Annotated in this window: 20 protein-coding genes; 2 read left to right on the plus strand and 18 right to left on the minus strand. The window is 30.7% G+C overall.

All coding sequences use genetic code 11. From position 1 onward, the window contains the following. Position 1 precedes the first annotated feature (1 nt). The 13 genes from AYC61_RS21665 to AYC61_RS05460 all read right to left on the minus strand — a co-directional run bounded on the left by AYC61_RS21665 (position 2) and on the right by AYC61_RS05460 (position 11,855). Positions 2 to 541 (minus strand): 2-oxoacid:acceptor oxidoreductase family protein, encoded by a 540-nt coding sequence (locus tag AYC61_RS21665; protein ID WP_066497916.1) that lies wholly within the window; start codon positions 539 to 541, stop codon positions 2 to 4. Positions 542 to 557: 16 nt separating this feature from the next. Continuing rightward, a complete protein-coding gene (locus AYC61_RS05410; RefSeq protein ID WP_066497918.1) occupies positions 558 to 1,289 on the minus strand; it encodes a thiamine pyrophosphate-dependent enzyme in 732 nt (243 codons plus the stop codon). Then, positions 1,290 to 2,366, minus strand: coding sequence for a 3-methyl-2-oxobutanoate dehydrogenase subunit VorB (gene vorB / locus AYC61_RS05415; RefSeq protein ID WP_066497920.1), 1,077 nt, complete (start codon positions 2,364 to 2,366; stop codon positions 1,290 to 1,292). 16 nt (positions 2,367 to 2,382) lie between these two features. After that, the gene (locus AYC61_RS05420; RefSeq protein ID WP_066497922.1) at positions 2,383 to 2,580 is read right to left on the minus strand and encodes a 4Fe-4S binding protein; all 198 of its coding nucleotides are present in this window, start codon (positions 2,578 to 2,580) and stop codon (positions 2,383 to 2,385) included. A gap of 167 nt (positions 2,581 to 2,747) precedes the next feature. After that, positions 2,748 to 3,503, minus strand: a complete 756-nt coding sequence (locus AYC61_RS05425) for an IclR family transcriptional regulator (protein WP_066497927.1) — start codon at positions 3,501 to 3,503, stop codon at positions 2,748 to 2,750. Positions 3,504 to 3,774: 271 nt separating this feature from the next. Further along, entirely contained in the window at positions 3,775 to 5,403 is a 1,629-nt protein-coding gene (locus tag AYC61_RS05430; protein WP_242866746.1) for a DUF4153 domain-containing protein, read from the minus strand. 231 nt (positions 5,404 to 5,634) lie between these two features. After that, entirely contained in the window at positions 5,635 to 5,766 is a 132-nt protein-coding gene (locus tag AYC61_RS21985; RefSeq protein ID WP_156456360.1) for a hypothetical protein, read from the minus strand. Positions 5,767 to 6,181: 415 nt separating this feature from the next. After that, positions 6,182 to 7,555: a S41 family peptidase gene (locus AYC61_RS05435; RefSeq protein ID WP_066497931.1), complete on the minus strand. Its 1,374-nt coding sequence runs from the start codon at positions 7,553 to 7,555 to the stop codon at positions 6,182 to 6,184. Positions 7,556 to 7,588: 33 nt separating this feature from the next. Further along, positions 7,589 to 8,158 (minus strand): PadR family transcriptional regulator, encoded by a 570-nt coding sequence (locus AYC61_RS05440; protein WP_066497933.1) that lies wholly within the window; start codon positions 8,156 to 8,158, stop codon positions 7,589 to 7,591. Positions 8,159 to 9,149: 991 nt separating this feature from the next. Beyond that, entirely contained in the window at positions 9,150 to 9,887 is a 738-nt protein-coding gene (locus tag AYC61_RS05445) for an ABC transporter permease (protein WP_066497934.1), read from the minus strand. Next, a complete protein-coding gene (locus tag AYC61_RS05450; protein ID WP_066497935.1) occupies positions 9,884 to 10,618 on the minus strand; it encodes an ABC transporter ATP-binding protein in 735 nt (244 codons plus the stop codon). The genes AYC61_RS05445 and AYC61_RS05450 overlap by 4 nt, the downstream gene beginning before the upstream one ends. Then, positions 10,596 to 10,916: an AbrB/MazE/SpoVT family DNA-binding domain-containing protein gene (locus AYC61_RS05455; protein WP_066497936.1), complete on the minus strand. Its 321-nt coding sequence runs from the start codon at positions 10,914 to 10,916 to the stop codon at positions 10,596 to 10,598. The genes AYC61_RS05450 and AYC61_RS05455 overlap by 23 nt, the downstream gene beginning before the upstream one ends. 351 nt (positions 10,917 to 11,267) lie before the next feature. Then, positions 11,268 to 11,855, minus strand: a complete 588-nt coding sequence (locus AYC61_RS05460) for a TetR/AcrR family transcriptional regulator (protein ID WP_242866747.1) — start codon at positions 11,853 to 11,855, stop codon at positions 11,268 to 11,270. A 204-nt stretch (positions 11,856 to 12,059) separates the two neighbouring features. Between AYC61_RS05460 and AYC61_RS05465 the strand changes: the two genes are divergently transcribed. Together AYC61_RS05465 and AYC61_RS05470 are read left to right on the plus strand one after the other, a co-directional pair. Further along, positions 12,060 to 13,445, plus strand: coding sequence for an NAD(P)H-dependent oxidoreductase (locus AYC61_RS05465; RefSeq protein ID WP_066497940.1), 1,386 nt, complete (start codon positions 12,060 to 12,062; stop codon positions 13,443 to 13,445). A gap of 626 nt (positions 13,446 to 14,071) precedes the next feature. Further along, positions 14,072 to 14,632, plus strand: a complete 561-nt coding sequence (locus tag AYC61_RS05470; RefSeq protein WP_066497942.1) for a cupin domain-containing protein — start codon at positions 14,072 to 14,074, stop codon at positions 14,630 to 14,632. A 162-nt stretch (positions 14,633 to 14,794) separates the two neighbouring features. On the opposite strand, the gene AYC61_RS21085 is transcribed toward AYC61_RS05470, so the two are convergent. The 5 genes from AYC61_RS21085 to AYC61_RS05495 all read right to left on the minus strand — a co-directional run bounded on the left by AYC61_RS21085 (position 14,795) and on the right by AYC61_RS05495 (position 20,464). Continuing rightward, positions 14,795 to 14,941: a hypothetical protein gene (locus AYC61_RS21085; protein WP_156456361.1), complete on the minus strand. Its 147-nt coding sequence runs from the start codon at positions 14,939 to 14,941 to the stop codon at positions 14,795 to 14,797. Between the two features lie 62 nt (positions 14,942 to 15,003). Next, a complete protein-coding gene (locus AYC61_RS05475) occupies positions 15,004 to 16,335 on the minus strand; it encodes a sigma-54 interaction domain-containing protein (protein WP_066497944.1) in 1,332 nt (443 codons plus the stop codon). 959 nt (positions 16,336 to 17,294) lie between these two features. Then, complete coding sequence (locus tag AYC61_RS05485) at positions 17,295 to 18,416, minus strand: 2-hydroxyacyl-CoA dehydratase subunit D (RefSeq protein ID WP_066497950.1); 1,122 nt, start codon at positions 18,414 to 18,416, stop codon at positions 17,295 to 17,297. A 15-nt stretch (positions 18,417 to 18,431) separates the two neighbouring features. Then, entirely contained in the window at positions 18,432 to 19,670 is a 1,239-nt protein-coding gene (locus AYC61_RS05490) for a 2-hydroxyacyl-CoA dehydratase subunit D (protein WP_082759797.1), read from the minus strand. Then, a complete protein-coding gene (locus AYC61_RS05495) occupies positions 19,667 to 20,464 on the minus strand; it encodes an acyl-CoA dehydratase activase (protein ID WP_066497952.1) in 798 nt (265 codons plus the stop codon). Before AYC61_RS05495 ends, AYC61_RS05490 begins: the two co-directional genes overlap by 4 nt. Positions 20,465 to 20,567 lie beyond the last annotated feature (103 nt).

Genomic DNA, 20,567 nt, shown 5'->3' on the forward strand with positions numbered 1-20,567 from the left:
CTTATATATAGTCATATCCGGCTTCAAATGCCTTTACATTTTGTTCATTTCTCTTTCCTTTTCCTTGACTTTCAAAATATGAGCACATATATTTTTCGAAGTCTTCTTTTGAGAAAATACTTGTATGCTTGATCATTGCACCTAAAAGAACTATATTTGCAGATCTTTCATTTCCAAGCTTTTGAGCTAATTCTGTAGCTGGTACTTTTACAACTTTTATATCGTCTCTATATTCCTTGTCTTCAGGAATAATTGTACTGTTTGCAATAATTATTGAACCTTTTTTCATTGGATTCATATATGTGTCTATAGCTCTCTCTGCCATTGCAAATAATATATCTGGATGATCAGCATAAGGACTAGCAACTTTTTCATCACTTATCATCACATTACAGTTAGCAGCTCCACCACGCATTTCATTTCCATATGAAGGAAACCAAGTTGTGTTTAATCCTTTTTCCGCAGCCACATGCATCATTATTTTTCCAGCAGTTAAAACTCCTTGTCCTCCTAATCCTGCACAAACAATTTCATTTAACATATCCACTACCCCTTTTTTATTTGTCTATTATTTCACCCATTTCGTATCTAACCATAAGCTCATTTTCAATTCTCTTCATAGCATCTACTGGCTTAAGACCCCAGTTTGTTGGGCAAGGTACTAAAACTTCTACTAATGAAAACCCTTTATGATCTCTTTGTTTCTCAATAGCTTTTCTTACCGCCGCTTTAGTTTTTCTTATTTCAGCTGGATTTGCTATAGAAGTTCTTGCAAGATATGCAATATCTAAATTTCGCATTACATTAAATACGTCAAAATCAAGACCGTGGTCTTTTGCAGTTCTTCCTTTAGGAGTTGAAGCAGAAATTTGACCTAACTGTGTAGTAGGAGCCGCTTGACCACCAGTCATTGCATATAAAGTATTGTTCATAACAAACATTGTAACGTTTTCATTTCTTGTAGCAGCAGCAACTGTTTCAGCTAATCCAATAGCGTAAGCTCCACCATCTCCTGCTATTGTCATAGCATATTTATCAGGTCTTACTCTTTTTTGAGCTGTAAGAGCAGCACCCATTTTGCCGTGTGGAGGTACAATTACGTCAACTGCCATTGAAAATTGAAACATATGATTACATCCAATATCTGAACATACGATAGTATCACCTATAATGTCCATTTCAGTTAATACTTCTCCTAAAATTCTATCAAAAATTGCGTGTCCGCATCCTGCACAAAATCTATTTTCGCACTTCATTATTGCAGGTGCTTTTTTAGATCTGTTTGCCATTTAAAATACCTCCGTTTCTTTTACTTCACCAGCCATTACTTTCTGGCAAAAATCAATTACTTCATCAGTAGGAGCAACTTTCTGAGCTGTAGCAAGTGCATAACAAGGAAATTTGCAACTAACTGCAATTTTTACATCTTCTAGCATTTGACCCATCATATTCATCTCTAATGTTACAATTCCTTTGCAATTCTTATTTATCTTCTCGAATGCTTTTCTTGGATAAGGCCATAAAGTAATTGGTCTGATTAATCCTAATTTAATTCCATTTTTTCTAGCTATCTCAACTGATCTCTGAGCAACTCTTGAAGAAATACCATATGCAACTAATACTACATCAGCATCTTCAACATTAAATTCTTCCCATCTCTGCTCATCTTGCTGAATTTTACGCATTTTTTTAATATATCCTGCATTCCATTCGTCAATATCTTGGAAATATGTAATATCAGTTATTACTTTATTCTCTCCTTCACCTATTGCAGTACCTTTCGCTGCCCAAGGCTGATCCATGTCATATTCTTTCATAGGTGGCATTGTGCAAGGCTCCATCATCTGACCAATAGTACCATCTGATAAAATTAATACTGGATGCATCCATTTTTCAGCTAATTCAAATGATTCGTAAGCCATATCCATGCATTCTTGTACTGAATTTGGTGCAAGTGTTATTAAATGATAATCTCCATTACCCCCACCTTTAACAGCTTGCCAGTAGTTATCTTGTCCTGCACTAATAAATCCATCGCCAATTCCAAATCTCTGCACACATGCTACTACAGCTGGTACTCCTGCTGACACCCAGTAAGCTATGCCTTCCTGTTTAAGTGAAAATCCAGGACCAGATGAACTAGTCATTGCTCTAGCTCCAAGTGATCTAGCAGCAAACACCATATTTACGCTAGCTATTTCTGACTCACCTTGTACAAACACACCTCCTACTTCTTTCTGTCTCCATGCCATCCACTCTAGAATTTCTGATTGTGGTGTTATCGGATATCCTGCATAAAATCTACAACCACCTCTTATAGCACCTTCTGCCAATGCTTCATTTCCTTTAATAATCTTTGTCTTCATTATCCAAAGTCTCCTTTTATAATATTTCGAATACTAAATCAGGGCACATTGTATAACAGTTGCCACATTGTACGCATTTTTCTTGATCAACCTTTACAGGAATAACTCCCTTTTTATTTGGTTTATCAGCTTTAGATATTGCACCAAGCTTACAGTTTGCTATACATAGATAACAACCTTTACACCTATCAATATCTAATTTCACTTTATCCATAATTATCCTCCTTTGTTTTATTAATTGAAACTACGTTTCATATACGAAAGTATTTTTTTATTCCCATTTTGGTATTTAGGGAACTTTCAATATAAAACGTTTTATTATATGAAACACAGTTTCATTATTTCTATATTTTTTTATTCCTTACTTAAGCAAGGAATAAATTAATATACTATATTTGCTAATTCTCTTAAATCTTTTACTATCTCATTTTCATCAAAACTCTCAATTCTTGCAGTTGATCCAGTAAGGCTGACACTGGCCAATAACTTCCTATTAGAATCTAATATTGGAACTGCTACACAAGTTAGCCCTAATTCATATTCGTTATGTTCAGTGGCAAAACCTGATTTTCTTACTTCAATAAGTTCTTTTGTTAATTCGTCCCAATTCGTTATTGTATATTTAGTATACCTAGGTAAATCACATCCATAGTAACGATCTAAATAAAACTGATCTTCAAATGCTAAAAAGCACTTACCACTCGCAGAAGCATGGCATAAAGATGCAAGTCCTAGATTAGGTCTAAAACCCAAAGCATTGCTAGATTGATTAGTTCTATAGACTGATATCTGCATAGGCTGAGTTAATGAAGACCTGTCTAATACAGAAATGCTTACACATTCGTTGTATTTTTCACTTATCTTTTTTGCATATGGTTTAAGTATATCTACAAAGTGTAAATTCTGTTGATATAACTGCGAAAATCTACAAAACTTAGGACCAATCTCATAAGTAAATTTAGATTCATTTTGAAATATATAACCTCTATCTTTTAATGTATTAAGTATTCTATATACTGTACTTTTATTATATCCTAACTGCTCTACAATATTGCATATTCTTGCTTTTCCACCCTGTTCATATATGCATTCCAATATATCTATGCTTTTATTTAACAGACCTGATTTATTTTCCACTATACACCTTACCTTTCATTATATAAAACCCCGTTTCATTTATAATAACATTTTATGAAAAGGTTTTCAAGTGCTTTTTTACGCTAAATATTTTTAATTTTTATAAAAACGAAGGGACGGTTCATTTATTTGAATAGAATTGTATCATAAGGATATAGTTGTTTAGTTTTAAAATTTTCAACATAAACCTTCAGCATAGTTATTAAGCCTATTCTAATCCAAACCGTCCCTTTGTTTGTACAACAGTAGTTCTTTGATTTATCCTATAAAATTACTTAAATTTAACAAGTACATAAAAATCCATATTCTTTATTTCTATTTCATCTGATAATTTTTTTCTCATACCTGAAATATAATTAAATACATACATAATCTTTATATTTTCATTTTCATCTGTAAATGTCATTCCCTCAGATTTTATATCTTTTGTCATGCCATTATATTTTTTATCAATTATTCTAGCATATTCATCAAGCTTTTTACTATAAACCATATTTGCATTATCAACTATATTAAATGTAAACTCATTTGCATTATAGTAAATCTGGATAGAATCTTCAATTGTTACCTTCTTTAATAATTTATCCATATCAATAAGATAATCATAATCCTTTACTTTTAACATTCTTTCTCTCTCATGACTATTATAATGAAAATATTTATCTCTTATAGTGACATTTTCATAGTTAAATGGGAACCCAAAAACAATATCCATATCATCTAGTTTAAAATCAGCTGGAATATATTTAACATCATCCAAGCTATGTTCCCTATTAAAATACTTCAATATCATGTTTATTTCCGACTTATCCTTTGTAGATATATCGGTTTGTACCTTTACCACTTGACCATCTTTTATCATATTATTCCTTACCAATATATCTTCTAGCCTATCATTTTGACTAAATTTAGATATAGCATAGCTGCTTAAAGGTCCAAAAACCGAGTTCAATACAATAATTGAAAGGGATATAGGTATAATAATATTTTTAAACCTCTTAGCAAAGGAAAAATAAATCATAATCGCTAAAACCCATAATCCTAGTACAAGTACAAAATACCTATTTTCAGTTATACCATATGCCTTGATCCTAATTCCCATAGAAATATACATCATAATAATAATGGGGATAATAACCTTAGGAAACCAAAATGTAAAATGCTTAACTAATTTATTATCATTAATCAAAGGATATATTAAAAATATCACTCCAATTGATATAACCGAATACCACAGAACCAGATGGGACACAAGTCCAACAGGCCAATTAGTTGTTATTATTATTTTTGCAAAATATACATACAATATAGCTGTATATACTATAATTAATGGAATAACAATATATATGAGTAATCTCTTAAGACCATTAGGGTAATTTTCCGTTTGAATTCTACAATTATGCTGTGGTATCTTAGCCAAAAATAGTGACACTCCAAATATTCCCGTCACTATAAGAAATATATAGTAGTAAATTTCACTATGAAAATGTATCTCAAAAAGCTTATCTATTGTAAAAATTATAGCAACAAGTCCTACATATAATACTACAGAATAAATAACCGTCAGGAAAAAGCTTGAAAATACTTTTATGACATAAAATTCATAGTTTTCTTTGTTTCCAATCCATGGTAAATATAAAAATGCTAAGTATAAAAAAATGCTAACCCCTATATAACGAGTTATACTTACCATAGTAAAATCTTTCAGCAAGAAAAAATAATATAATACCAAAACCCCTGCTCCAAGAACATAAGTAAAGCACTGAAGTATTTTCCTAATATTCTTTTTTTCAAATATAAGCTTGATACATAATGATAATGGAATTCCTAATGCAATAACCATAGAAACACGGTTTAGCATATCACGAGTATCTCTAGATAAATTATATCTTTGCTCCATTATGATTATAAGCATTATCACTAGGGTTGTTGAAACTGCAATAGTTACAGGAAATCTTCTAAGACTTTGATAAAGACTTTTTATAGTACTCCTTGCTAATGTTTTAATCTTAATATTTCACATCCCCTTTCTTTAAATAATATTTTTATTCCTACGCTATAATTCTTATCTTAATTATATACTATTTAGACCTGATTTCTTCAAAAATTCACATTTATTCTTTAGAGTATTCTAAAATATCATCAGATTGGCAGCGTTCATATTTAATATTGTACCAATATACATAGCTTGACCTAATTCGTGCATAATCATTGAAATAGATTCTTCGCCCTCTTTTATCAATAAATGAACGTGATTACTCATTAAACAATAACAATATAACTCGTATCCATTTTTTTATTTATGTTGCTTTAGTGTTCCTATAAATTTTTGTCTTACTTCTTCATCACTTCAAATATTGCCTACGTTTATTCCTCTTACTATTTTGATATATACCTGTTTTCCTTTAATTGAATATCATTAATATTTATTTTCATATCACCTAAAATGACCGCCCACAGTGGGTAAAAAATAATTAAAGTACAATTAGATTCATGGTGGTTTATTCGTAAATTGCTTCATTAGGTAAAAACAGGCTAATAGCATAGCCTGTTTTTATTTATTTTTTACGAATTTGAATTTATATCCTTTTAATTTTGATTGTACTTATAAAAAGGTTTTTATTATGCCTATTTATCAATTTAAACTTTTTTAAAAAAGTTAGCTAGTCTAGTGGGCATTAATAATTCTTGATCGTTTCAAATACTGGGTCAATACCTTTCTGATACTCCTCAAAGGATGTATTTACAATAATATCTGGTGTGAAAGTATCAACATTCTCATCTAATGGAGTAAATAGCCACCTCGAGAAAAAAATATCAAGTTTAGAATTTGGAAGCTCTAAGTAGCATGCTCCACCATTTTTAAAAGGCATTTCCCCTGTCGGTTCTCCAATAGTTATTACTTCAGTCTCTTCCTTAAATCTTACAACATCATATACAGGTGCAGAAAATGAACCCTTATTAACAATTACAAATAGTTTACCTTTCCTATTTATTTTATCTATATTTTTTATTTTATTTATTAAAGTACCTCCAAATTCATAACTACCACCATTATTATCACGCATATCAATTATGAATTTATCTATTTCTTTTTTCTCAAATTCGCTGAACATTTTATTTGTCAAGCTGTAAAAATCAGGTAATTCTTCAACAGTTTCATCTCTTGGAATATACTTTATTCCTTTTCCAGCTCCTTTTTGCGCTAATTTCAAGAAGTTATCTCTATTTTTATCCCAATAAATATTAAAATCAAAGTATAATATTTTTTCTTCGGGTAAATATTCATATGAGAAAAAATCATTTTTCTTCATATATATAGGTTTGTTATCTACTTTGTCTAATACAGAAACAAATTTAACATTATCAATATCTTTTACCTTTATTTCTATATCAATTTGTTCACCATTCTCTTCTTCAAAGGTAAATATTGTCTTATCATCAGCAAAATTAAAATATTTAAGAATTTTAGGATGTATTATATACATTGGATTTAAAAACTTTAATCTCCATTCATTATTATGGGATATCAGTTTGTTTATTTCCTCCATAATTTTTTCAATTGAATTATTGTTTATTTTAACCAGCTTTGTTCCAAGAGCTTCTTTATACTCGGAATCTATTTCAATAGTATATAAATTATCTCCAAACCATTTTGTTTTAATAGGATAAACTTCTTCTAAACCTGGTTGAAAGTAGATATTATAAAGGGTTTTTAGTGAAAAAACTTTTTGAATGTCTGACTCGAAATTAGCTATCATTAAATGTGCATCACCGACTAAAGTAAAAATTTCCTTTAACCTTATCTGAATTTCGATCTCATCAAGCTTAGGAATATCTTGTTTTAACTTCTCAATACGTTCATTGAACTCTTCTGCAGAAATATTTAAATATAAACCTCCATGTACCTTAGGTAAATTCTCTTGTAAGTAATTTATATCTTCAATCCACCTGTTATTCCTTTCTGAAGAATATGTAACAGTAGTTTCCTTTGTACAGCTGGCTGTAAATATTAAAATTAACATTATAAATACAACTAATATTTTCTTCATAAATTATCCCCCTTTGAAAATTTTTATTTTGAACTAACTCCTCTCTTTCATCTTGTGTAATATTTCTAGGCACTCATCACACCACGTTATATGTGTTTGATAATTATATTGACCTCTTCGCAAGGTCATTAGGCGAAACATAAGTTCATTTGATTTATCAGGGTTATTTTGAATGTCATGATGCAAACTACGTTCAATCGAATCCAATGCTTTTAGATATTGGATGGCTTTTTCCTTTTCAGCTAAAATTCTTTGAACATTCTCTTCTATAGAAACATTGGCTCCAAAAAACAGTTTAAATAGCATTTCATCACGCACAGGACTTTTTTGAATAGGTTCAGATAACCAGTCCAGTAATTTTTTCTTTCCTTTCTCTGTGATTGAATAAATATTACTATTTGGTCTTGTCTCACTTAACTCAGTTTTCTTCACTACCAATTCCTCTTGCTCAAGACGTTTTAGTATTGGATAGATATGTCCATAATTTTCATTCCAAAAGTATCCTATACTTGATTCAATAAATTTCTTAATATTGTATCCCGACTTTGGAGATATACTTAGAACTCCTAATATTGCATATTGCGTCTTATTAATTTTGGGCATTTAAACACCTCCATAATATATATCATAATTTAATATATCATAATGATATATATTTGTAAATATATAGTTAATAATTAAAGTGTGAGTTTTTAACTCTTTGCTATAGATCTTCTTCGTCTTATCCATAAATAAGCTGTAAAATACCGCCGGTTAACTAATCTTTATTTAACGTCAAAAGAGATAATTTTTGTTACACTTTAAAACATAAATACCTACTATTTACAGGATAATAATTTTATAGTTAACTTTTAACTAATTATTTATGTTCTTAACATTAGGTTAATTAGGTAATACTATAATAAAAAATTTATTTTTACAAAAGCAATTATATTACCTTAGTTTGTTTCTTAACTTAATTATTATTGACACACTCGTCACCCAAATTCAAACTATCCCCTTGTTAAAATACCAAATAAATCATCTTATATTTTGAATAATTCTATATTTTAAACCTAAACTAAATATGTAAATACTAGAATTTTAATTTTTTATCAATATTTATGTTTATTAAAGAGGTGGATATTTTGTTTATAAATAAGCTGGCATTAGAGCTTAGAAAATCAAAAATGACAATTCTATCATTCTTGCTGTACCAAAAAGAGGTATCGTAACAGCTTATGAAACAATCAAAAAATTTAGATTTCAATGGGATTTAATATAATTCCAAGAAAAATTGATTCCCTTACAATAAAGCGGGAGCCCAAGTGCAGTGACATCAGATGGAACATATTTTTTAAACGAAAAATATATAGATAAGCTTAATAACTATACTAAAGGTTTGTGTTGGATATTTTTTGATCTGAATATTTCAATGCTTATTGTAGCTAATATGGTATTTTATATAAACAAATGAACCGTCCCTTTGTTTGAGACTTAAAGTTTTCATATTCTATGAATACGACTTAAATAATTAAATAGAAAACCCTACAGGGTCAGAGTAACTAATAACAGTCAAAAGATTATTACTGCTAATCTAACCCTCTTTATTTTTTTATGTATTATCGCTATTCATTTTTCTTGTAAAAACTGAACCTGCAACAAATAACACGATAACAGCATAACCAATAACCCAAATCAAATCAGGTATAATTTTAGCGTATTCTCCTGCAAGAGCATATCTGCCAGCATTAACGGCGTGAGAAAAGGGAAGCAAATAAGCAATAGTTTTGAATGCTCCACCTACCAAATCAAGGTTAAACCAAGTACCTGAAAGCCACGCACTCAAATTTGTAAGTAATGCACCGCAAACTCCACCAACCTGTTTATCGTTGAATAAACTTCCACATAAAAGACCGATAGCAATAAATAGTATTGCTGCAGGAATCAATACAACGATAGTCAACAACAAATCAAAACTTATTTCAAGTCCTAAAATCAATGCAACAATAAAGCAAACTATAATTTGTATAATAGCCATTGGTATAAGTGGTATCGTGTATCCTGCTATAAAATTGCTTGCTGTCATAGGAGATGTGAATAACCGAAGCATAAACGAGCTTGTTCTGTCTTTTGCAATAAGCATTCCCGAAAACAATGAAATAAAAGACAGTCCAAACACAGCGATTCCTGGTGCAAGTTGTTTTATTGCAAACAGTTCAACAGGAATATTAGATTGAATAAGCGATAGAAGTAAAAGAAGAATAACAGGAAATCCGATTCCAAAAGCTAAATTCAGCTTATCCCTAATGATCTCTTTTGTGTTACGTAAAGCAAAAGCAAATGTTTTCATTCAACATTGCCTCCTTCCTTACAAAGTTTAATAAACGCATCTTCAAATTTATCTACACCAGTCTTATTCATTAGTTCTTCTGTGGTTCCAACTGCAACAAGTTTTCCTTCTGCCATTACTCCTATACGATTAGACAAAGCCTCCGCTTCTTCAAGGTAATGAGTTGTAAGAATAATTGTAATCTTACCTTTTAACATTTCGATAATTTTCCAAAGTTCACGACGGGCAAGAACATCAAGTCCAAGTGTCGGCTCGTCAAGAAACAGTATTTGTGGCTCGGAAATCAAAGCCATTGCAATTGATAAGCGCCTCTGCCATCCACCAGATAAAGTCTTTGCTTTGCAATTTGCAATTTCTGAAAGTCCAAATGATATAATAGTTTCTTCTGCCTTTTGTTTTGAAGTTTTAATATTATGCCCATAAATACCGCATGTGAGCTCAAGATTCTCACGTACTGTCAAATTTGGGGCAACTGCAGTTTCCTGAGGAGATACATTGATTTTTTCTTTTACTTTTATCGGGTTTGCGATTACACTGTCACCCAGCAATAACGCATCTCCACTTGTCAGTTTTGTAAGACAAGATAGCATTTTTATTGTAGTTGTTTTTCCAGCGCCGTTCACTCCGAGCAAGGAAAAAAGCTCACCTTGCTCTATTTCAAGATTTAAAGCATCAACAGCGGTTTTATTTTTATACTCTTTTGTAAGGTTAATCGTTTGAATTGCCTTCATTATCATCACCATCCTTTTTCATTCCTTTTATGGATTTTGCAAAGGTTAATGATTCCTCTTCGGTATGGTCTGGATAGATTTCTTTCGCTTTACCAGCGAAAATAGCATCAGCAATCTTGGCAAACACGCCATATCTTTCAATAGCAATGCCTTTCTTGGAATCGGCAAGCAAAAGTAAAGTATCACCTGGATTTATGTCGAACATATTCCTAACCTCTTTAGGAATCACAATTTGACCTTTGGGACCAACCTTGACTGAACCCATATATTTATTGTTTTCTTTTGTTTTACTTTTCATAATGGCCTCCTTTATCTCGAGATATGTATTACTTGTATAACTTGTATAACTTATATAACATATCTTACACCTATTTAGAATTTTTTGCAATAGGAAAAAACATAATTAATACGACCCATGCAAGTAAGGACAGTTTAAAGTGAGCTTTGTGTTTATTATTTACTTCTCCACTCAGTAGATATTGCCACAGAGGAAAGGGGTTAAAGTTGGAATTGTAGTTTTCCCACTTTAACCCCTGATACTTGCTATTTAACAGTTAATTTCTCTAGCCAGACAAGTCCCTGTCCCCTTATCTGTTTCTAGTAGCTTTTTATTAAAAGTTTTGTAGCTATAAATGATCATTGACACTCATTATTTAATGTTAGTTTTAATCATTCTTTCTACTAACACTAAGTAATCTCCTTTATACTCAATACTCTTTTTAATAATTAATATTGCTATTCCATGAACCATACTCCACAGTGTTAATGTCTTTTCCATATATAAATTTTCATCCAATTTTATTTCCTTATAGTATCTTTCTGCGCTGCCTCTAAAAACTCCAAAGGCACTATCTTTAATATCTGGAAATTTATCATCTTCTATTTTTATCGGATATGGATTATCTGACAAAAACATAAACTTTAAATACTCTGGATTTTCCACCATAAACTTCACATATGCTTTTCCCATTTCAACAATTTGTAATTTAGGTTCATTATGATATAGCTCAGTTACCTCTAGTAATGTTATATGAAATTTTTTCCAAACCTCTTTAATAATTTCATTAATAAGTGCATCCTTATCTTTAAAGTGTTTATAGGGAGCATTATGGCTTACCCCACACATACTTGCAACTTTTCTTAACGAGAATCCCTCAATACCTTCTTTATTTAACAGTGATAATCCATTGCGTATAAGTTCTTGTTTTAAATCACCATGATGATATTTTCTACCCACTGCTTCCTGCCTCCCTAAACTTAGCATATATTTTAAATATTACTTGATGCTAATTATAACATAATAAGTTGACACCGTAAACTTATTGTTGTATAATCAAATTAATGTTTACAGTGTCAACATAATGTAATAAATATATTCTAAAAAACCTACTATTCTAAAAGAATGTCTTAAATAAAATAATAAATAAAGGAGATGTTTTAAATGAAAATCGTAGTTCTAAATGGAAGTCCCAAAGGTGATATAAGCGTTACTATGCAGTATATTAACTACATTCAAAAAAGATTTAAGCAACATGAATTGAAAATAATTAATATTTCACAAAAGATTAATCAAATAGAAAAGGATAAAGAGGTTTTTGAGAGTATAATTAGCGACGTTAAATCTAGTGATGGAGTTATTTGGGCATTCCCTCTTTACGTATTCACTGTTCATTCAAATTACCAACGCTTTATAGAATTAATTTTCGAAAGAAATGTTGAATATGCTTTCAAAGAAAAATATACTTCAGTTCTTGCTACATCAATTCACTTTTATGACCATACTGCAGTAAATTACATAAATTCTATTTGTGATGATTTAAATATGAATTATATAGATTATTTTTCACTGCATATGTATGATTTAAAGAAAGAAGATATAAGAAAAAATCTATTAAAATTCGCCCAGAACTATTTTAATGCAATAGAAAATAAAGTAGTTACTTTAAAAAACTACAGTCCAATAGAGTATTCTCCAATAGAATATATTCCAGAAATTATTCCTGACAAAATAGATGTTTCAAAGAAAAAAGTAGTTATAGTAACTGATTCTTTAGAAAATATTAATTTGAAAAACATGATAAATAAATTCAAAAACTCATTTTCACAAACTATAGAATTAGTTAATCTCCAAGATATAGATATTAAAGGAGGCTGCTTAGGTTGCTTAAAATGTGGTTATAACTATGAGTGTGTTTACACTGGTAAAGATGATTTTATTGATTTTTATAATAGCAAATTAAAAACTGCGGATATAATAGTTTTTGCTGGTAACATTATATACAGACATTTATCTTCTACATGGAAAAGATTCTTTGACAGAAGCTTTTTTAATACTCACACTCCATCTCTTTCAGGTAAACAAATAGGGTTTATAATATCTGGTGCTTTAAGTCAAACACCTAATTTAAAACAGATATTAGAAGCCTATACGGAGTGGCAAGGATCCAATTTAGTTGGCTTCGTCACTGATGAATATGATACCAGTATAGAAATCGATAAACAATTACATGCCTTTTCACATAACCTTGTTAAATTATCAACTATAAATTACAGTAAGCCCGCCACTTTTCTTGGTGTAGCAGGTATGAAGATGTTTAGAGATGAAGTATGGGGAAAGATAAGATTTCCATTTATCGCTGATTACAAGGCTTATAAAGCACTTAATGTATATGATTTTCCACAAAAAAATTATAATTCTAGAATAACAAATTTTATATTTATGCTGTTGTGTAAATTTCCTTCCATAAGAAAAGAAATTTATTCTAACCAAATAAAACCTGGAATGATTAGGTCACTAAAAAGAATTGTAGAAGATACAACTATTTAGTGGCATTGCAATTCATGTAACATTATTGTATTTATTTATTTTTTTAAAATGTGTATTAAGTATACTAAATTTGTTTTGCATTTTTGTTGAAGTAAATTTTCGTTTATTTATATATAACAAAAATCCCTAAAATCATATAAGATTAAGGGGTTTTTATTAATTATATTTAATTCTAGATTTTAAACCTTATCAACCATACATCCTATTATTCTTGCAGTTTATCTCAATTATATTTATTTTTTTAGGTATTTTAATATTTAAGTCCATATTTCTATTAAAATGTTTTTATTTTCTAATAATTCTATTTATCTTTTCTTATATATCACCTCTACTATTATTCATCTTTAATTTTTTACTATTGAACCGTTCCCTTAAGACTTAATAACTATACTGAAAGTTTTATGTTGTATATATTTTTTGAACCATATTTTTAGCCTTATTGTAGTTTATATGGTATTTTATACAAACAAATGAACCGTCCCTTTGTTTGCCCTTAAGGAGCTTTTTCAATCATTACATATATTTGTGTCAGATAATATTTTTGCAACCTCAATTTTTTTAAATTGAAGTACATTTCTTAAAATAGAGCATATGATATATTAAAACCTATGAAAGGAATGACCAATATGTATAATGGTTATGAGCCATATCCATACTACGTTGACACATCAATGTATAACTTAAATAATATATATAATGTTTATAGAAGGTATCCATGTCCTTACTGGGTTAATCCACCAATGTATAACCCATACTATTGGTTTATTGAATTGAAGGATTATGGGCCAGATCCGTTCGTAGTAAATATTGAGAAAGCTACTAAGCAAAATAATACTTTTCGTACCGCTTTATGGACAGGAGATAATTTGCAAGTTACATTAATGAGTATTAAGCCTGGTGAGGACATAGGATTAGAAGTTCATCCCACAGTTGATCAATTCATACGTATTGAAGAAGGTCAAGGAATTGTTCAAATGGGCGATAGTAAAGATAAGTTGGATTTTCAAGAAGAAGTCTATGATGATTATGCAATCATGATACCTGCTGGTAAATGGCACAATGTAATCAATACGGGTAATAAACCGCTTAAATTGTATACTATCTATGCGCCACCTGAGCATCCACGTGGTACGGTTCATGAAACAAAAGAAGATGCAGAAGCTGCTGAAAAAAAGTACGGCCAATAATATCAAAAGAATCTGCAAAAACAGCTTTCTAGTGTAAGATCAAATTATCATGGGAGGCTGTTTTTTTTATGGCAAGAAGACATAATTTTATAAGATGGGACGGTTTGGAGTGAACCCATTTAAGTGTACGATTTGAGTACGGTTTAAATTGCTAGATTTTTCTTAAATTATATAGTCTTGTTTATAGATATATGGGTCACTACTCTTAAGTTTTTTATCTTCACTTAGTATTGCTTCTTTAGACCTACCAACACTTTTATTAGGCTTAGTAGCATCAGGAAGTAACAGACCTTTTTTAACTTTTCCCATTTATTAACATCCGGATTGAAACCGTCCCCTTTGGGTGCTAAGCTATGTTACTAAGCTATAAGCTATAAATTATACTTCTTAAATTTACGAACTACTGTTGAATGATCAACTCCAATGGCTTCTGCCATTTGTCTTGTACTTGAAAATAATTTTTTCACATTAAATAAATATTCTTTCTCCATACGTTCCATATATTCCTTTAATTTGTACTTTGACATCTCTTTTCTATTCATATTATTATTAGAAGGAAAATCCAAAGTGTCTCCTTGACTTAATATCACCATTTTTTCTATCATATTCTTTAATTCACGAACATTTCCTGACCAATCATACTGTTGTAATTGAATTAATGTATCTAATCCTAGCTTTTTTGTAATTCCATATTTACTTGTATAACGCTTTAGGAAATGTACAGCTAAGGGAATAATATCAGATTGTCTTTCTCGTAAAGGCGGAATATTAATAGTCACAACATTTAATCGATAATATAAATCTTCTCTAAATTTATTCTTCTGAATTTGTTCTTTAATATTTTGATTTGTTGCTGCGATAATTCGAGTATCAATAGGAACTTCTTCTACACTACCTATAGGTGAATATACTCTGTTCTCCAAAACTCGTAATAGTTTTACCTGCAAATATTGAGGCAATTCACCAATTTCATCCAGAAAGAGAGTTCCGTTTTGTGCATAATGAAGAATTCCTTTCTTCCCTTCTTTTAATCCCCCTGTAAAACTTCCTGGTGTATAACCAAATAGCTCAGACTCCATAAGTTCACCAGGTATTGCTCCGCAATTTAACGTAATAAATCGATTACCGGCTCTTGAACTATTTTTATGAATATATCTAGCTACAACATCCTTGCCAACTCCTGTCTCACCTAAAATTAATATACTTGCATCTACTTTGCTTACTGTCTTTGCCAAATCAATAACCTGCATCATCTCTGGAGAATTAGCTATAATTTCTTGATCACCACATTTTATATCATTTGATGAATGAGCAATTTTTTCGTTTACTTCGACTAAGTTTTGATTTAAATTAACATAACTAGAAATATCCCTAACATTAGTAATTGTATGCTCTAATTTACCATTTGTTTTAAAAATTGGTTTTGAAACCGTAATAATCTCTACCCCATTTTTTTCATGGTGTACATGAGTATATGTACGTTGATATTTAATACAGGATAAACAAGTAGATTTAGTAATAATTCCTTTTGATACATATTCATCAATGTAATGGCCTAAAATAGTTTTATCTAATTTCGTCATAATTAAATAGCTTTCATTTGCATATAAAATTCTTCCTTCTGCATCACTAATCATTATCCCATCATTGCTCTCATCTATGCATTTAATCATATTTTCGTTTGTTATAAAGTCGTTTTTCATTGGTAATCTCCTTTCAAAAAACAAAAATTACAAATTGGGTATTTAAATATATCTATTATTTCTATTTACCTGACATTGATAATAAAAAGAACTACTACTCCTTGATGTAAAATATCATCAAGAATGTCATTAACCTTCCAGCCTAATATATTCTCACTAAAAGATGTAATGACTTTCTCAACTTTGAAAGGCGATATGTCCCAGCCTCCTCTCACAATTATTTGCTTTATGTGCCCATTAAAATAGAACGCATGAGCGAAGCTACACACTTATACTCATAGTTTAATAATACCACCACAGTGCTTAATATTGAAGTCCTAGATAAATATAATAGCCTTTTAACACAACACAATTAACTCTCCAAAGTCTCACATGAGTGCTTTTACCAGCCACATCCCTTGCAAATAAATAGAGTAGATTATTTGAAAGTTTATCTATCTGATTCCATCTATATCCTTCCTTCAAAAATATAGACTACTTTATTACTATATTTTCTAGCGATTTCTTATAACACTGAGAAGTATTTAACTGCTCATCTAAAAATCTTCTTTTCATTAAAATATTAAAGATTAGTATAAGAAAGTAATATCTTACACTAATCTTTAATATTATATGATAAATTACAAATAATTCTTGTTTATGATAATCAAAATTAGAAGAAAGGAAAGAAGTATATAATAGGCAAGAATATGAACTTAGCAAGACATGTGAATTTGACTGAGGATATGTAAAGTTAATAATAGATGGAAAACTTTTTAGACGCTCATGTTAGATTTTTTAATGATACTTATGCACTTGTTGATATGTCTCCTTTATAATATTTCTCTGAACAACGATATTTTAGCATACATTTTTAAGAAGTACATTTACTTTTTTAAAAATAAAATGCTGAGGTGAACAATCACCCCAGCATTTATTATAAAACCAACTTTTCCAACAAAATAATTTACAATAATTCACTAATCATCCATGCTTTCTACAAAACCTTGCAACCTTGTATTAATTTGTTCAAAGGCTTTTGCTTGTTGATCAATCTCAATTACCAATAAAGGAATATTTTCTTCTTTCATCTTTGACATGATAATTGGTACATCATATTCCTCCGGATCACAAAACTTCATTAATGCCAATACCACTCCATCAGCTTTGAAATGATGAACTAAGTCAACTAAATGCTGAATACGTTGCTTATATGGATCAAAAGCCAAAGAACAAGCATTATGGTTTATCCATTGCCTTGCCAAGCTCTTTAAAGCATCTCCTGCGAAAGGTACATCTGTCATAAACTGTCTAGTTTCTTGTGCTAAATCATCTCCAACCACATCAATGCCTAATGATTCAAAATGGCTAAGAATACCTTTGGGTTCTAACATAATTCCAGAAACAACAACTCGTTTATTCTTTGAATGTTCTACTGGTTGTAATCGAAGCTTCTCATTTAACTCTCTAATATAGCATAAATACTCTTTTTTATCTATAAAATAAGATGCTTTGATAATTTGATGACGCACAGTAGGGGAAATAGTAGTTGTATGCACAGCAGCAATTTCTGTAAATTCACGCATAGCTAAGCGATAATCGTTGTAAAGAATTATACTTTCTTTTAATGCTTTTTCGGTAATATCCACATTTAAAATATCTTCTAATTTTTTAGTGATAGACTTGTATTCATTTTCCAAAAACAATTCTGCACTTTTTACTCGTCTATTTTGTGGGTAAACAAAGGGAATAGCTGGACAAGCTCCCTTCCATTTCTGTCCAAAACACTTTAGAGTGTCGCACATTGCAGGAATTAAAACTGCTTTTAATATATCGTAAGTTCCTTTAGTTTCATATTCCATCACAGACTGCATTATTGAACAAGCAAATGCTGGAAGGTAAGTTCTAGCTTTTCTAAGTTCAACCTCTCCTCCCCATAGCCCCACAGGTATACAATTAGCAGCATAGATTATTTCCTCTGGAGCATAAGGTGCAACACAACCTACTGCATTTTTATGATTCCTTTCACAGGATTGTTTAATAGCTTTGTCTGGTGAATTAGCAATTTGTATAAAATTATTAATAATTTGATTTATCTCCATTTCATTCTCCTTTACTTAATTTCCAGAACTATTTCTAGAAGGAATATTTTCACTCATCATTTCTACTAAAGCTTCCATGCGTGTTTCATATTGTGCCTTAGAATAATTTCTTGGATCAGCTTGGTCTCCATCAAAAGTCGTAATAGGAATATTTAAACTATCATTTAATTCTTTTCCAACTTCATATTGAAGAAAATCACACATTTTGCAACTACGATTCATATGCATAATTACACCGTCACACTGAGTTTCTTCAATAATACTTTTTCGAAGATTAATTTGACCCTCTAAAGACAGATTATTTCCCATGCCCGTATAAGCCTTTGCCATTTCAAATAGATTTCCCGGTGTATACTCCAATGCCCAAGCTGACGGATATGTTGAACCAGTCATATTAATTCCATGCTTTTTTAGAACTTTATACGTATGGGACAAATATGGCCAACATGCTATGCCATCCCACATAATTCTATATTTTTCCTCTGCATTCTTTAATCCACATTCGCCTCTTGAAATCTTTTCTTCTAGTTCCTCTTTTAACTTTCGAAATGTCATTCCACATTCTTTTTTTCCCCTCATACAAACAATTAACGCCATATAATTAAACATATCAAAACCACTTAAGGGCGAAGGGCGAGCTGAACAAAGCATAGTAGCATCATACCAGTCTTTTGCGTTCTGTGCAGATACCTTCATTACTTCTTGGAATTTTTTTTCATCAAAAGGCTTATTGCAAATTACTTCTAATTGATGAATGATATCATGAAATTGTGCTTCAACATATTGTATGTTTTCTTCGGTAATTTCTTTATCATGATTATATGGAACATCAACAATTAGCAAAGGTATATTCAATTCATAGGCAATATTTTCATACCATTTTAATAAAGTTTCGCAGATATTGTTACATAGTAAAACTAAGTCTGGCAACGGCAACTCTTCCGATACACACTTCTGTACATCCATGTAAGCTAAATTTGCTCTAGCATAACCACATATATCATTGGAATATCCTTTTCGTTCTGCATATTCTAGCAATTCTGGTGCTCCCTTACGTGCTGCAATTCCTACTACATGATTTTCTGGATAAACAGTATAAATTCCCATAGCTTCACAAAATTCACAAGGAGCAATAGAACTTGACCAACAAACTAAATCACCTCGTTCCTTGGCTTTTCTTGCGTCCTCCATATTCTTAGCCACCAATATATTCAGCATTTCTTTTGAAGTCATACTTTCATTGATAATACTCATATCCTACTCCTTTCTTGTCCACACTCAATAGCAAAGAGCGCTGCACCAATTGCACCAATTAGCTGAGGTGTTTTTGCTACATAAACTTTTTGATCTAAAACTCTTTCCAAAGCACGAACTACTCCTTGATTTTGTGCTACACCGCCAGTTAGTGAAAAATCTTTTTCCATATTGGTGCGATATAACAAGCCAAGTGCACGACTAACAATAGAATTATGTACGCCTCTAGCAATATCTTCTCGTTTAGTTTCTTTAGATAATAATGAAATTACTTCCGATTCTGCAAATACAGTGCATGTACTACTTACCGTTGCCGGAGTTTGCGATAATTCATCTAAAGTAGCCAATTCATTAATAGGTATCTCCAGTATACGTGCCATGACTTCCAAAAACCTTCCCGTTCCAGCTGCACACTTATCATTCATATAGAAATTTAACACTTTTCCTTTTTCATCAATAGAAATCGCTTTAACGTCTTGTCCGCCAATATCTAAAACTGTTCTTACATTTTTAAAGACAAAATTAATTCCCTTGGCATGACAACTTATTTCACTGAATTGTTTATCTACATATTCAAGTGAATATCTGCCATATCCAGTAGCCACCGTATAGCTAACTTGTTCAATAGATAAAGTCGTTGTCGAAAACAACTCATCAATCACTTTTTTGGGTCCACTAGTTCCCGTTCCTGATTGCACCACACTTGTTTGAATGATCTCTCGATTTTCATTCATTAATACAGCTTTAGATGATGCTGAACCAATATCGACGCCCAAATAATAAGAAGTATCCATTCTACTTTACTCCTAACTATGAAGGAAGCACTATTTTCTGAACTTCAGAAGTTCTTTCATAATATAATGTATTTAGATTAATAAAGGCAACCTATAATCCTTT

The organism is Abyssisolibacter fermentans (genome assembly GCF_001559865.1).
GTDB classification, from domain to species: Bacteria; Bacillota; Clostridia; order Tissierellales; family MCWD3; genus Abyssisolibacter; species Abyssisolibacter fermentans.